The sequence below is a fragment of the Pigmentiphaga sp. H8 genome, assembly GCF_003854895.1.
GTDB lineage: Bacteria > Pseudomonadota > Gammaproteobacteria > Burkholderiales > Burkholderiaceae_B > Pigmentiphaga.
The window spans coordinates 4,261,967-4,275,508 of record NZ_CP033966.1; the positions used below are offsets into that span (position 1 = coordinate 4,261,967).

General features: G+C 69.5%; 11 protein-coding genes. 5 read left to right on the forward strand and 6 right to left on the reverse strand.

What is annotated here, in order from left to right:
- From ppa to hemC, 5 genes are all read right to left on the reverse strand, one after another.
- Complete coding sequence (gene ppa, locus EGT29_RS20140; protein WP_124690640.1) at positions 1-537, reverse strand: inorganic diphosphatase; 537 nt, start codon at positions 535-537, stop codon at positions 1-3.
- A gap of 71 nt (positions 538-608) precedes the next feature.
- The gene (locus EGT29_RS20145; protein WP_124690641.1) at positions 609-1,904 is read right to left on the reverse strand and encodes a heme biosynthesis HemY N-terminal domain-containing protein; all 1,296 of its coding nucleotides are present in this window, start codon (positions 1,902-1,904) and stop codon (positions 609-611) included.
- Between the two features lie 3 nt (positions 1,905-1,907).
- On the reverse strand, positions 1,908-3,068 hold the full coding sequence (locus EGT29_RS20150) for a uroporphyrinogen-III C-methyltransferase (RefSeq protein WP_124690642.1): 1,161 nt from the start codon (positions 3,066-3,068) through the stop codon (positions 1,908-1,910).
- Positions 3,065-3,904, reverse strand: coding sequence for a uroporphyrinogen-III synthase (locus EGT29_RS20155; RefSeq protein ID WP_124690643.1), 840 nt, complete (start codon positions 3,902-3,904; stop codon positions 3,065-3,067). Before EGT29_RS20155 ends, EGT29_RS20150 begins: the two co-directional genes overlap by 4 nt.
- Positions 3,905-3,910: 6 nt before the next feature.
- On the reverse strand, positions 3,911-4,834 hold the full coding sequence (gene hemC / locus EGT29_RS20160; protein ID WP_124690644.1) for a hydroxymethylbilane synthase: 924 nt from the start codon (positions 4,832-4,834) through the stop codon (positions 3,911-3,913).
- A 195-nt stretch (positions 4,835-5,029) separates the two neighbouring features.
- On the opposite strand from hemC, the gene ppc reads away from it, so the two are divergent.
- From ppc to EGT29_RS20180, 4 genes are all read left to right on the forward strand, one after another.
- The gene (gene ppc, locus EGT29_RS20165) at positions 5,030-7,873 is read left to right on the forward strand and encodes a phosphoenolpyruvate carboxylase (protein ID WP_124690645.1); all 2,844 of its coding nucleotides are present in this window, start codon (positions 5,030-5,032) and stop codon (positions 7,871-7,873) included.
- A gap of 184 nt (positions 7,874-8,057) precedes the next feature.
- Complete coding sequence (locus tag EGT29_RS20170) at positions 8,058-9,197, forward strand: FAD-dependent monooxygenase (protein ID WP_124690646.1); 1,140 nt, start codon at positions 8,058-8,060, stop codon at positions 9,195-9,197.
- Between the two features lie 29 nt (positions 9,198-9,226).
- On the forward strand, positions 9,227-10,192 hold the full coding sequence (locus tag EGT29_RS20175; RefSeq protein ID WP_124690647.1) for a tripartite tricarboxylate transporter substrate binding protein: 966 nt from the start codon (positions 9,227-9,229) through the stop codon (positions 10,190-10,192).
- A 51-nt stretch (positions 10,193-10,243) separates the two neighbouring features.
- The gene (locus tag EGT29_RS20180; protein WP_124690648.1) at positions 10,244-11,083 is read left to right on the forward strand and encodes an IclR family transcriptional regulator; all 840 of its coding nucleotides are present in this window, start codon (positions 10,244-10,246) and stop codon (positions 11,081-11,083) included.
- A 219-nt stretch (positions 11,084-11,302) separates the two neighbouring features.
- Here the strand turns inward: EGT29_RS20180 and EGT29_RS20185 are convergent, their stop codons facing one another.
- Positions 11,303-12,466 (reverse strand): MFS transporter, encoded by a 1,164-nt coding sequence (locus tag EGT29_RS20185; RefSeq protein WP_124692458.1) that lies wholly within the window; start codon positions 12,464-12,466, stop codon positions 11,303-11,305.
- A gap of 141 nt (positions 12,467-12,607) precedes the next feature.
- Between EGT29_RS20185 and EGT29_RS20190 the strand changes: the two genes are divergently transcribed.
- Positions 12,608-13,510, forward strand: a complete 903-nt coding sequence (locus EGT29_RS20190) for a LysR family transcriptional regulator (protein ID WP_124690649.1) — start codon at positions 12,608-12,610, stop codon at positions 13,508-13,510.
- Positions 13,511-13,542: the final 32 nt, after the last annotated feature.

Sequence of the window (13,542 nt, forward strand, 5' to 3'; positions counted from 1 at the left end):
TTACTTGCCGGCCTGCTGGTAGCGCTCGATGCTGCCGACGATCTCCTGGCGGGCGGCTTCCGGGCCGTCCCAGCCCTTGATCTTGACCCACTTGCCCTTTTCCAGATCCTTGTAGTGCTCGAAGAAATGCTGGATGCGCAGCAGGTACTCGGGCTGCAGGTCTTCCGGCTTCTGCCAGTGGCGGTAGATGGGCAGGACCTTGTCCACGGGCACGGCCAGCAGCTTGGCGTCGCCGCCCGCTTCGTCGTCCATGTTCAGGATGCCGATGGGGCGGCAGCGCACGACGGCGCCGACGGTGACCGGATGGGGGGTGATGACCAGCACGTCGACGGGGTCGCCGTCGTCGGACAGGGTCTGCGGCACGTAGCCGTAATTGCACGGGTAGTGCATGGCCGTCATCATAAAGCGATCGACGAACAAGGCTCCGGTTTCCTTGTCGACTTCGTACTTGATCGGATCCGCGTTCATCGGGATCTCAATGATGACGTTGAATTCTTCCGGCGCCTTTTTGCCGGGACCGACTCGATCGAGATTCATAACTGCCTGGAAGGTTGGAAAAAACAAGTGGACCGGCCCGGGGCCGGTACGACATCGAAAAAAAACCGCCGCTAGAGGCCAGCCGCGCGATCGGGCGCCACGTCCTCTTCGCTCTCGAACTGGGGACGCGCGGCGGCGGGTCCGAACAGGACCGCTTCGTCGGCCTTCAGGACCGGCAGGCCGATCACGGCCTCGGTAGCCAGGCGCCAGTGGCGCACGGCCTCGACGGCGCGGTCGGTGCGATCGTACAGGCTGGCCAGCAGCGCATGCGTGCGCGGGTCGTCGCGCTCGCTCAGGCTGCGTTCGAGATATCGCTGCGCCGGGCCCCACAGGCGGCCGCACAGGCACAGCGTGCCCAGCGCCTGCAGCAGGTCGGGATCATTGGGATGCTGGCGCAGCCAGCTCTCGGCCTTCTCCAGCCGCGGAGGTATGTGTTCGGGGCTGCAACGGGCATAGGCCTGCAGCAGGAGCGGGCTGAGCTGGGCGTCGAGCGCGGTCTCGAGGATGCGGCGGGTGCGCACTTCGTCGCCATCGGCCTCGAACACCGCGGCGCCGGCCTGCGCCACTTCGGGCAGGATGCGCTCGTCGTCCTTCAGGTCCTTCCAGATGGCGCGCCGCGTGGCGGCATCGCTGGCCGAGCGCAGCAGTTCGGCCGCGGCGGTGGCGATCATGCGGGTGGCGGCGGCCGGATGCAGGGCATTGCGCTTGGACAGCGTGCGCGCCAGCTTCAGGACCTCGGCCCAATGCCCCAGGTCGCGATGGGCTCGCAAGGTGAGCCGCAGCGAATGCATGTGCTTGGGCCCGCCCTCGTGCAGTTGCGACAGCAGCGCCAATGCTTCCTCGGGCCGCTGCTGGTCGAGCAGCATGTCGGCCTCGACCAGGACGACCGCGGGCTTGAGTCCGGCGTCGGCTTCCGCGGCCTCGCGGGCCTGCGCCAGCAGCAGGTCGCGGCGGGTGAATTCCTGCATGGCATGCGCCGCCCGGGCGGCCGACAGGTTGGCCAGGACGCGGCGCGACGGCACGTCGGTCTGTCCGGCCACGCTGCTCATGTCGGCCTCGGCCTTGGCATAGCGGCCTTCCAGCAGATTGATCCAGCCGCGCTCGAGCAGCTCCTGCTGCTGCGTCAACGCGCGCCGCGCACGCCAGCGGCGCACCCGCACCGGCAGGTCCAGGGTCCAGGAGATGGCGCGCAGCGCGGCGTACAGCACCGCGAACAGCGCGACCAGGATCAGCGCGGCCAGGCTGGCGGACAGCTCGACCCGGTAGGGCGGCAGCAGCAGCGCGACGTTGCCGGAGTGATAACGCAGTCCGACCGCCAGCCCGACGGCGGCCACCAGCAGCAACAGGGTCCAGAACCAGGTGCGCATGCCTTACCTCTGCGCGCCGGGAACGGCATTGCGCGGCAGCACCGAGCGCACCGCGGCCAGGCTGTCATTGAGGTTCGGCAGCTCGATGGAGATGTCGGTCTCGCGGATCTGCCGCAGCAGCGTCTGGGCGTTGCGCGTGGCCGGCGCATTGGCATCGAAGTAGGCGGGCAGGGCCTGGCCGACCGCGTCCAGGTCGGCGCGCCAGGCATGTTCCTGCCGGGACAGCAGGGCCAGGCGGGCGTTGAGCAGCCTGAGCTTGAGGTTCTCGCGCACCATGGCGCCCTGCTCGGGAGACACCAGCAGGGCATCGGGCTTGTCGATGCGGCGAATGCGGATCAGGTCGCGCATGTCGCCCAGGAAGCCGTTCCGCAGGGGTTCCCACCAGGCGATGGCCCGCTTCCACCAGGACGCATCGGCCGCCGGCGCCTGGACGGCTTCGGCCGCGGCCGGCGCGGCCTGGCCGTCGGCTTCATGGGCCGGCTGCACGCCGGCCAGCAGCGGCAGGCGGTCCAGCAGACCGATCAACTGGTCGATCTTGACCACCAGGCCGGACACGTCCACCGACGGCAGTCCGCGCAGCCGCTCGAGGTCCTGCGCGATGGCGCGGCGCACGGCGGTGAACTGGGGCCGGTCGGCACGCGCCAGCCGGGCGTCGGCCACCTGCAGCGCGGCGATGGAGTTCTGCACGTTGCCGGCCAGCTGCAGCTGCTGGGCGGCGATGGACAGGGCCTGTTCGACCTCGATCAGGGTCCACTCGTCCTCGCCGCGCGACAGCTCCTGGTAGAGCTGCTCCAGCGCGGCCTGCTGGCTTTGCGACTCCAGCACCTTGGATTCGAGCACGGCCAGCTTGTCGGTATTGCCCTGGGAGATGGACAGGGCCTGACGGGCGCGGGCCTGGGCATCGCGGGAGAAGGAGTCGATCTCGTTGAAGCGGCGCGCCGATTCGCGGCCGATGGCATCGACCAGTTGCTGCTGGCGCCACAGCGCGGCCGCCAGCACCACGATCACGATCAGCGCGAAAGCGAGCACCGTTCCCAGCCAGGGGAAGGACCGGCTGGACGTCCGCCCCTTGGGGGCACGGCCGGCGCGCTCGGTTGCGGAACGGGTATCGTTGGGCGCAGGACCCTGCGCGGATGCGGGAGATGCGTTCTCGGATGCAGTCATGACACCGATTCTATCGCGGCCAGGATGTCCTCATCCCGGGGCGCGCAAGTTTGTAACATTGGCGGGTGGTCGCGAGCGGGCAATGCTTCGGCGATCACCGTTATTAAATGCCGGGCGATCCGTGGATGGGTTGCAACGAGACGACAATCGGCCCACCAGTCCAGCAATCCCAGGCGGGCAAGCTGCCCGCGCACCGCGTCCACGCCCTCGGCGCTGGTCAGCAGCCACGCGGTGGGCGTGCCGGCGCGGGCCAGTTCGCGCAGGCGCTCGGCCTGGGCCGGCATCCACGTCTCGGGCACCCGCCTGTAGGCGCGGTGCAGGGTGACGCCGGCGCCGGCCTCGCGCAGGCGGCCGGCCAGCCAGTCGCGGCCGCTGCCCTGCTCGCCCCGGCCGCCGCGCACGATCAGCACCCGCGACGGCAGCGGCGCGGCGGACAGGATGGCCCACAGCGCCTCGGAGTCGAAATGCGGGCTGTCGGCGGCGGGCTGCAGCAGCCGCGGCCCCTGGCCGAAGGCCGGATGTTCGCGCAGCGCCCGCGCGCTGGCGGGTCCGACGACCGCGGCCGCGGTGGCGGCGGGCCAGGCCCGGTCTGGCCCGGTGGCCTCGCGCCACGCGTCCAGGAACATCCGCACGGCGTTGCCGCTGACGAAGACGACGAGATCGAAGGCCGCGGGATCGGGCACCGGGCCGGCCTCCGGGGTCAGCCGCAGCGCCGGCAGGTCCAGCGGCCGCCATCCGCCCGCCGCGAGCGCCCGCGCCAGGCCGTCGTTCTGGCCGGCGGGACGGGTCAGGATGACGGTGCGCCCGGGTACCGGCGCGGATGGCTGGGCCGGCATCGCGGCTCAGCCCAGCGTAGCGAGGATATCGGCCGCACCGGCCGCGAGGAGTTCTTCGGCCACGGCCAGGCCCAGGGCCTCGGCGTCCCGCGCGGTGCCGGTGCGCTCGGCCCGGACGATGCGCGCGCCGTCGGGCGTCGCGACCAGGGCCCGCAGGCGCAGCGATTCGCCCTGCGCCTGCGCATAGGCGGCCAGCGGCACCTGACAGGAGCCGCCCAGGCGCCGCGACACAGCGCGTTCGGCCAGGGCCTCGGCGGTGGTGGCAGCATGCGACAGCGGCGCGAGCACGGCACGCAGGTCTTCGCGGTCGGCGCGGATCTCGATACCCAGGGCGCCCTGCCCGGCGGCCGGCAGGCTGTCCTCGGGCGCCAGCAGGGTCCGGATGCGGTCGCCCAGGCCCAGCCTGCGCAGACCCGCGGCCGCCAGCACGATGGCGTCGTATTCGCCGCGATCGAGCTTGGCCAGGCGGGTCTGCAGGTTGCCGCGCAGGGGCCGCACCTGCAGGTGCGGATGGCGGGCCCGGACCTGCGACTCGCGGCGCAGGCTGGAGGTGCCGATGACCGCGCCGGCGGGCATGTCGGCCAGCGCCGCGTAGCGCGCCGACACCAGGGCGTCGCGCGGATCCTCGCGCTCCATGATGGTGGACAGCGCGAACTCCGGCGCCAGGTCCACCGGCACGTCCTTGAGCGAATGCACGGCCAGGTCGGCCCGGCCGTCCTGCAGGGCGGTTTCCAATTCCTTGACGAACAGGCCCTTGCCGCCGACCTTGGACAGCGTGCGGTCCAGGATGCGGTCGCCGCGGGTGGTCATGCCCAGCAGTTCGACGGAATACTGCGGATACAGCGCGCGCAGCCGCGCCTGTACATGTTCGGCCTGCCAGAGCGCCAGCTGGCTTTCGCGCGTGGCGATGATCAAACGATCGTTTTTCAAAATGCGGGGATCTCGATTGCGGTGCGGACAGGCTTCCGCTCTCGCGGCGCCCCCCTTCGGGATTATAGAAGTATTCGATACGGGCCCTTTTTTCATGGCATGCTCTGGAGGCGCCCGTACCGCGTTCTTTTGCCTTCGGGCCCGTCTCCAAGCATTTGCAGCAGCCGACTCCAACGACAACACGCGCGACGCTCCATGACCTCATCGCTTCAAGATCCCGACCTACCTCTTCGCAACGACATCCGACTGCTGGGCCGCCTTCTGGGCGACGTGATCCGCGCCAGCGAAGGCGCGGGCGTCTTCGACACCATCGAGACCGTGCGCCGCACGGCGGTGCGCTTTCGCCGCGACGGCAACGCCACCGACGGCCGCGCGCTGGAAAAACGCCTGAAGCTGCTGGCGGCCGACGAGACCAACTCCGTGGTCCGCGCCTTCACCTACTACCTGCACCTGGCCAACATCGCCGAGGACCGCGACCAGAACCGGCGCCGCCGCGCCACCCTGCTGCAACAGGACGCCCCCGCGCGCGGCAGCCTGCAGGACGCCGTCACCCAGTTGCGGGCCGCGGGCATCGGCAACGCGCGCATGCGCCAGTTGCTGGACGAAACGCTGATCTCGCCGGTCCTGACGGCCCACCCCACCGAGGTGCAGCGCAAGAGCACGCTGGACGTGCACAAGGAAATCGCCCACCTGCTGCAGGAGCGCGACGACCCGCGCACCACGGACGAATCCTTCGAACAGACGCTGGCCCTGCTGGGCCGCATCACCACGTTGTGGCAGACGCGCATGCTGCGCAACTCCCGGCTGACGGTGGCCGACGAGATCGAGAACGCGCTGTCCTACTACCGCAGCACCTTCCTGTCCGTCATCCCGCAGCTGTACGGCCATCTTTCGCGTCTGCTCGGCCGCGAGCCGGCCGATCCGTTCGGCCCGCACCCCACGCCGCTCAAGTCCTTCCTGCGCATGGGGAGCTGGATAGGCGGCGACCGCGACGGCAATCCCAACGTCGATGCCGAGACGCTGAACCTGGCGCTGCTGCGCCAGAGCACGACGGCCTTCGAGTACTACCTGGACGAGACCCACGCGCTGGGCGCCGAACTGTCCCTGAGCGCGCTGCTGACGCCCGCCTCGCAGGCGCTGACCGCGCTGGCCGAACAAGGCGGCGACCTTTCCGAGCATCGCCGCGACGAGCCCTACCGCCGTGCCCTGGTCGGCATCTACGCCCGCCTGGCGGCATCGGCGCGGGTGCTGACCGGCCGCGGCCTGGCCCGCCGCGAGGCCCCGCCCGCCCAACCCTATGCCGAGCCCGCCGAATTCGCCGCCGACCTGGCGGTGATCGCCGATTCGCTCAACGGCCACCATGCCTCGCCCATCGCCCGGCTGCGCCTGTCGGCGCTGCGCCAGGCGGTGGACGTGTTCGGCTTCCACCTGGCCACGATCGACCTGCGCCAGAGTTCCGACGTGCATGAACGCACGGTGGCCGAGCTGTTCGCGCGCGCCGGGGTCGAGGCCGACTACGCCAGCCTGGACGAAGCCGCGCGCATCGAACTGCTGCGGCGCGAGTTGAAGGAGGTCCGCCCGCTGGTCTCGCCCTGGCTGCGCTACAGCGAGGAAACGACCCGCGAACTGGAGATTTTCCGGGCCGCCGCCAGCGCCCGCCAGCGCCTGGGCGCGCAGGCCGTGCACCACGCCATCGTGTCGCACACGGAAACGGTCAGCGACCTGCTGGAAGTCCTGGTGCTGCAGCAGGAAACCGGCCTGATCGCGCCGGGGGGCGGCTCCACGAGCGGCCACGTTCCCGCCGACGGCGAAGGGCTGATGGTGGTGCCGCTGTTCGAGACCATTCCCGACCTGGCCAACGGCCCCGCCATCATGGCGCAGTTCCTCGACCTGCCCGAGGTCAAGGCGCGCGTGCGCCATGCCCAGCGCGGCGTGCAGGAAGTGATGCTGGGCTATTCCGACAGCAACAAGGACGGTGGCTTCCTGACGTCGAACTGGTCCCTGTACCAGGCAGAACGCGCGCTGGTCGAGGTCTTCCGCGCCCGCAAGGTCAGGCTGCGCCTGTTCCACGGCCGCGGCGGCACCGTGGGCCGGGGCGGCGGTTCGAGCTTCGACGCCATCCTGGCGCAGCCTCCGGGTACCGTGGCCGGCCAGATCCGGCTGACCGAACAGGGCGAGGTCATCCAGAGCAAATACAAGGACGCCGACATCGGCCGCTGGCATCTCGAACTGCTGACCGCCGCCACGCTGGAGGCCAGCCTGGCCGACCACACCGAAAGCGCCTCGGCCGAGGACGCGCTGTTCGCCAGCTATGGCCAGACCATGGACCGCCTGTCGGCCACCGCCATGCGCAGCTATCGGGCCCTGGTCTACGAAACGCCGGGGTTCGCCGACTACTTCTTCGCTTCGACGCCGATCTCCGAGATCGCCGGCCTGAACATCGGTTCGCGCCCGGCCTCGCGCAAATCCACCGGGCGCATCGAGGACCTGCGCGCCATTCCCTGGGGCTTCTCGTGGGGCCAGTGCCGGCTGCTGCTGCCGGGCTGGTACGGCATGGGCGCGGCCATCGACGACTACCTGCGCCACGGCGAAGGCACCAAGCGCCAGCGCATCGAACACCTGCAGGCCATGGCGCGCGACTGGCCGTTCTTCCGCACGCTGCTGTCCAACATGGAAATGGTGCTGGCCAAGACCGACCTGGTCATCGCCTCGCGCTATGCCCAGCTGGTGCCTGACACCGCGCTGCGCAAGCGCATCTTCGGCGCGATCAGCGACGAGTGGAAGCGCACCATGAGCGCGCTGAAGCTGATTACCGGCCAGCGCCAGTTGCTGGCCGACAATCCCTCGCTGGCACGCTCGATCCGCGACCGCATCGCCTACATCGATCCGCTCAATCACGTGCAGATCGAACTGATCCGCCGCTATCGCGCCACCCTCGGCAAGGCGGGCCGCGCCAAGGCCGATCCGGCCGGCCGGACCCAGAACGGCATTCACCTGACCATCAACGGCATCGCCGCGGGCCTGCGCAACACCGGCTGACCCCGGCGGCATGGCGGACCGTCCTCCGGTCCGCCTTCTTCCCTTCCCCCTCTTTCCCAACATGCGCCGCGACCCGGCGCAGGTGCCCGCCTGCGCCTTCGTGGCTTCCCCCTATTGCTTCCTTCCTGCTCTAAGTTTTATATTCAAAAAAAGTTTTCTTATACAAAACAATCAGGATGGAAGCATGACGGAAGTCGACATCGCGATCATCGGGGCGGGCATAGGCGGCATGGCCGCCGCCATCGCTCTCCATCGCGCGGGATACAAGGTGGGCGTCTACGAACAGGCACCCCGGTTCGGGCGCGTGGGCGCGGGCATCAACCTGACGCCCAATGCGGTCAAGGTACTGGACGGACTGGGCGTGGGCGCGGTGCTGCGCGCCACCGCCTACGAACCCACCTGCCGGGTCAGCCGGCTGTGGGACAGCGGCCAGGAAACCTCGCGGCTGGAATTGCACGCCCAGGGAGAACGCCGCTACGGCGCGCCGCAACTGACCATCCACCGCGCCGACCTGTTGTCGGCGCTGGAAGCGACCCTGCCCGCCGGCTCGGTCCACCTGGGCGCCAAGGTAGTCGCCATCGGCCAGGACGAGCGCCACGCCTGGCTGGAACTGGCCGATGGATCGCGGGTGGCCGCGCGCGCCGTGGTCGGCTGCGACGGCATCCATTCGGTGGTGCGCGAAGCCATCGCCGGTCCCGAAGCCCCCCGCTTCACCGGCAAGGTGGCGTTCCGTTCCATCGTACCCACCGCGCCGCTCGCCCGCTATGACCTGACCCCGACGACCAAATGGTGGGGGCCGGATGCGTCCAGCCAGATCTTCACCTTCCTGATCGACCGCGGCCAGCGCGAGCTGTTCGTGTTCGCCACCGTGCCCGAGACCGAATGGACGCACGAGTCCTGGTCCATCCAGGGGCACAAGGACGAACTGCTGCGTGCGTACGCCGGCTTCCACGAGGAAGCGCTGGCCATCCTGGAAGGCTGCGACGTCGTCCTCAAGACCGCGCTCTACGCCCGCGACCCCATGGCGCGCTGGACCCATGGCCGCGTCACGCTGCTGGGCGACGCCTGCCACGCCATGCTGCCCTTCATGGCCCAGGGCGCCGCCATGGGCCTGGAGGATGCCGCGGTGCTGAGCCGCTGCCTGGACGAGGCCGGAGACGACGTACCCGCCGCCCTGCTGCGCTACGAACAGGCCCGGCTGGAACGCGCCAGCCGCATCCAGCGCGGCTCGCTGCAGAACGACTGGCTGCGCTCGGACACGAACGCCGACTGGGTCTACGGCTACGACGCCTGGACCGAACCCCTGCCCGAGCGGGCGCACTGAACCCTTCCCTTCCCCTGCGGAGTCATTCCATGCACAGACGACATTTCCTCGGCACCATGATCGCGGCGGCGGGCGCCGGCGCGGCCCCGGTCGCGCGCGCCCAATCCGGTTTCCCCTCGCGCCCCATTCGCATGCTGGTCGGCTTCGCGCCCGGCGGCGCCACCGACGTCGCGTTCCGCGTCCTGGCGCAGAACGCGGCCGCCATCCTGAAGCAGCCGGTCGTGGTCGAGAACAAGCCGGGCGCCGGGATGGTGATCCCCGCCCAGATGATGCAAACCACCGAGCCCGACGGCTACACGATCGCGCAGATCGCCGTATCGGTGTTCCGCACGCCCTATCTGGTCAAGACCACCTGGGATCCGCTCAAGGATCTGAAATACATCATCGGCCTGGCGGCCTACCCCTTCGGCCTCGTGGTGCCGGCCTCCTCGCCCATCAAGACACTGGCGGACTACATCGCCTACGCCAAGGCCAACCCCGGCAAGATGACCTACGGCACGCCGGGCACGCTGTCCTCACCCCACCTGACCATGGAAGACCTGGCCTTCCAGGCCGGCGTGAAGTTCAACCACGTGCCCTACAAGGGAGGCGCCGAGGCGCTGGTCGCGCTGCTGGGCGGACACATCATGTCGCTCGCCGACGGCCCGAGCTGGGCGCAATACGTCGAGTCGGGGCAATTGCGCCTGCTCGCCACCGGCGGCGAAACGCGCAGCGCGCGCTTCTCGGCGGCGCCCACGCTCAAGGAACTCGGCTACGACATCGTGCAGAATGCGCCCTTCGGGCTGGCGGCCCCGCGCGACACCGATCCGGGCGTGGTCCGCATCCTGCACGATGCCTTCAAGCAGTCCATGGAGATGGACAACTATCGCGCCGCGCTCAAGCAGTACGACCTTGAACCCGCCTACCTGAGCAGCGAGCAGTTCACCCGCTTCGCCGCGGACACCATGCAGAAGGAAAAACTGTTGATCGACCGGATAGGGCTGCGCAGACTATAAAATGACCGGGCGCAAGGTGCTTCGCCCTGCGCCCCGTCCTATCTGCCCCCTATGACCGACCCCCAACTGCCGGCTATCGAAGACGGCGACGACACGCCCGACAACGCTTCCGCTCCCCGCAAGGATCCTTACTGGGTCGACGCGCTCGCCCAGGGCCTGTCCGTGCTCGAAGCCTTCGATTGCGAGCAGCCCTCGCTGACCCTGACCGAACTGGCGCAGCGCCTGGGCTGGAGCCGCAGCAAGCCTTACCGCTTCGTGCATACGCTGGAGAAACTGGGCTTCCTGGAGCGCGAGGAAGTCGGCCGGCGCTACCGCCTGACCGCGCATGCGATGAAGCTCGGCTTCGCCTACCTGAACCGCCTGCCCCTGGTCGAGCTGGCGCAGCCGATCATGAACCGGCTGCGCACCGAAGTCGGCGCCTCGGTGCACATGGCCATCCTGGACCGCGACGAACTGGTCTACGTGGCGCAGGCCCGCATCCCCCTGCCGACCTCGATCGACATCCATGTCGGGTCCCGCATGCCGCCGCACTCGTCATCGATCGGCCGGATCCTGCTGGCCTACAAGCCCCAGGCGGACATTGCCCGCATCCTGGACGGCGCGCCCATACCCGCCCTGACCGAAAAATCCACGGTCGACCCCGCCGCCTTCCGCGCGCTGCTGGATACCGCGCGCGAACGCGGCTACGTCTACAACGACGAGGAATTCCACCGCGGCGTGCGTTCGATCGCCGCGCCGGTCCTGAACGCCCAGGGAGAAGTCGTGGCCGGACTGAACGCGACCTCGATGATCTACACCTTCACCGACGAGGTCGTGGCCGGGACCGTGATCCCCGCCGTGGTACGGGCGGCGCGGGAGTTGTCGATGGCGCTGGGCTACCGCGAACGCTAGCCCCGGGGCGGTCAGCGCAGGTAGGACACCGCGACCGCGATCGCCACGCCGACGGCGCCGATCAGCACCAGCATCTGCATCAGCGTCAACCCTTTCTGCAAGCTCTTCATTCCATCCTCTGGCGCCGCCCCGCGGGCGCGGCAATAAGAAACATACGTCGAAATCCGACGGGGCATAAGGTTAGCCTGTTTCACGCCGCCGATGGCGCGGGCGCCCCGCCTACTCGCACACCGGTTCGCGGCGCCGGCCGGCGTTGCCCAGCCAGACCAGCCCCAGCCCACCGGCGGCAAGCGCCGCGCCCGCCAGGGGCACCGCGGCGTAGCCCAGCCCCTGGCCGATGACGGCGCTGCCCAGGGCCGCCCCCAGCGCGTTGCCGAGGTTGAACGCGCCGACGTTGACGGACGAGGCCAGGCCGGGCGCCTGGGCCGCCGCCTGCATGACGCGCATCTGCACCGGCGGCACGATACCGAAAGCGGCGGCGCCCCACACGACCAGTCCGATGGCCGCGCCGACATGGGTGGTCAGGACCAGCGGCAGCACGGCCATGATGATCGCGAGCGCGGCCAGGATGAGCTTGGCCGCGCCGTCCAGGGACCAATCCGCCAGGCGGCCGCCCAGGGTATTGCCCAGGGTGAAGCCGATGCCGATCAGCACCAGCGCGAATGCCACGAAGCCCGGGCTGGCGCGGGTGATGTCGGCCAGCACGGGCGCCACGTAGGTGTAGAGCGCGAACATCGCGCCCGCCCCCAGCACGGTCGTGCCCATGGCAAGCAGTACCTCGGGGCGCGTGAGCACGGCCAGTTCGCGGCGCACGTCCGGCCGCGTGCCCGGCTCGCCCTTGGGCAGCGCCAGCCACAGCGCGGCGATGGTGACCAGGCCCAGCGCGGCGGTTCCGCCGAAGGCCACGCGCCATCCCACCTGTTGCCCGATCCAGGTCGCCGCCGGCACGCCGCCGATGTTGGCCACGGTCAGGCCCATGAACATCGCCGCGATCGCGCTGGCCTGCTTTTCCCTGGGGACGACGCTGGCCGCCACCACCGCCCCTATGCCGAAGAAGGCGCCGTGGTTGAGACTGGTGACCAGGCGCGACAGGAGCAGGGTCGCGTATCCGGGCGCGAACGCCGACAAGAGGTTGCCGACGGTAAAGATCAGCATCAGCAGCATCAGCGCGGCCCGTTTGCCGAAGCGGCTGAACAGCAGCGTCATCACCGGCGCGCCCAGCATCACGCCAACGGCGTAGGCCGACACCAGCATGCCGGCGGCGGGAATGTCGACCTGTACCCCGTCGGCGATCACGGGCAACAGCCCCATGGGGGTGAACTCGGTCGTGCCGATGGCGAAAGCGCCGATGGCCAGGGCGAACAGGGCCGCGGTGGACTTCACCGCGGCCGGCTTGGAATCGTTGAAAGCGGGAGACATGACGGCCATCCTGGGACGGTTTTCTGTGGATGCAGCCAGTGTGCCGGGTTTATATTTGCAGATTAAGCCCGGTATCAACCAATATCATTTGATTTGGATTCAATAATGAAGACCACCCTGGACGAGTTGCAGGCCTTCGTGGCCGTCGTGGACACCGGCTCGATCACGGCGGCCTCGGAAGTGCTCGGGCTGACCATCTCCGCCACCAGCCGCACCCTGGGCCGGCTGGAGGAAAAGCTCCAGACCACTTTGCTGCGCCGTACGACCCGGCGGCTGGAACTGACCGAGGAAGGCTCGACCTTCCTGCACCATGCGCGCGCCATCCTGGCCTCGGTCGATGAAGCGGAGGAACAGATGGCGGCCCGGCGCCTGCACCCGGCCGGGCGGCTGCGGGTGGATGCGTCCACGCCGTTCATGCTGCATGTCCTCGTGCCGCTGCTGGACGGTTTCCGCGCCCGCTACCCCGAGGTGGAACTGGAACTGAACTCGAACGAAGGCATCATCGACCTGATCGAGAAGCGCACCGACGTGGCCTTCCGCATCGGCACCCTGAAGGACTCCACCCTGCACGCCCGCCCCGTGGGCACCAGCCGGATACGTGTGCTCGCCAGTCCCGCCTACCTGGAACGCCACGGTACGCCGGCCTCCCCGGGCCAGTTCGGGCGGCACACGCTGCTGGGCTTCACCCAGCCCGAGACCCTGAACGACTGGCCGCTGCGCGACGCGGACGGGAACACCGTTCGCATCCGGCCCACGATCGCCTCGTCCAGCGGGGAAACGCTGCGGCACATGGCCCTGGCGGGCCTGGGCATCGTCTGCCTGTCGGATTTCATGACGGGCGACGACCGCCGCCAGGGGCGGCTGGCGCCCTTGTTGTCCAGGCAGACGCTGGACGTGCGCCAGGCGATCAACGCGGTCTACTACCGGAACACCGCCCTGGCCTCGCGCATCACGGCCTTCGTGGACCACGTCGTCGATGCGCTGGGCAAGCGGCCCTTCGACGCATGACGCCCCACAAACGACAACGCCCTGCCGAAGCA

What these genes read in the sequence shown, in the direction of transcription:
- EGT29_RS20180 (WP_124690648.1), top strand. Translation starts at nt 10,244, where the DNA reads ATGACCGACCCCCAACTGCCGGCTATCGAAGACGGCGACGACACGCCC.
- EGT29_RS20155 (WP_124690643.1), bottom strand. Translation starts at nt 3,904, where the DNA reads ATGCCGGCCCAGCCATCCGCGCCGGTACCCGGGCGCACCGTCATCCTG.
- EGT29_RS20175 (WP_124690647.1), top strand. Translation starts at nt 9,227, where the DNA reads ATGCACAGACGACATTTCCTCGGCACCATGATCGCGGCGGCGGGCGCC.
- EGT29_RS20190 (WP_124690649.1), top strand. Translation starts at nt 12,608, where the DNA reads ATGAAGACCACCCTGGACGAGTTGCAGGCCTTCGTGGCCGTCGTGGAC.
- EGT29_RS20150 (WP_124690642.1), bottom strand. Translation starts at nt 3,068, where the DNA reads ATGACTGCATCCGAGAACGCATCTCCCGCATCCGCGCAGGGTCCTGCG.
- EGT29_RS20170 (WP_124690646.1), top strand. Translation starts at nt 8,058, where the DNA reads ATGACGGAAGTCGACATCGCGATCATCGGGGCGGGCATAGGCGGCATG.
- EGT29_RS20145 (WP_124690641.1), bottom strand. Translation starts at nt 1,904, where the DNA reads ATGCGCACCTGGTTCTGGACCCTGTTGCTGCTGGTGGCCGCCGTCGGG.
- ppa (WP_124690640.1), bottom strand. Translation starts at nt 537, where the DNA reads ATGAATCTCGATCGAGTCGGTCCCGGCAAAAAGGCGCCGGAAGAATTC.
- ppc (WP_124690645.1), top strand. Translation starts at nt 5,030, where the DNA reads ATGACCTCATCGCTTCAAGATCCCGACCTACCTCTTCGCAACGACATC.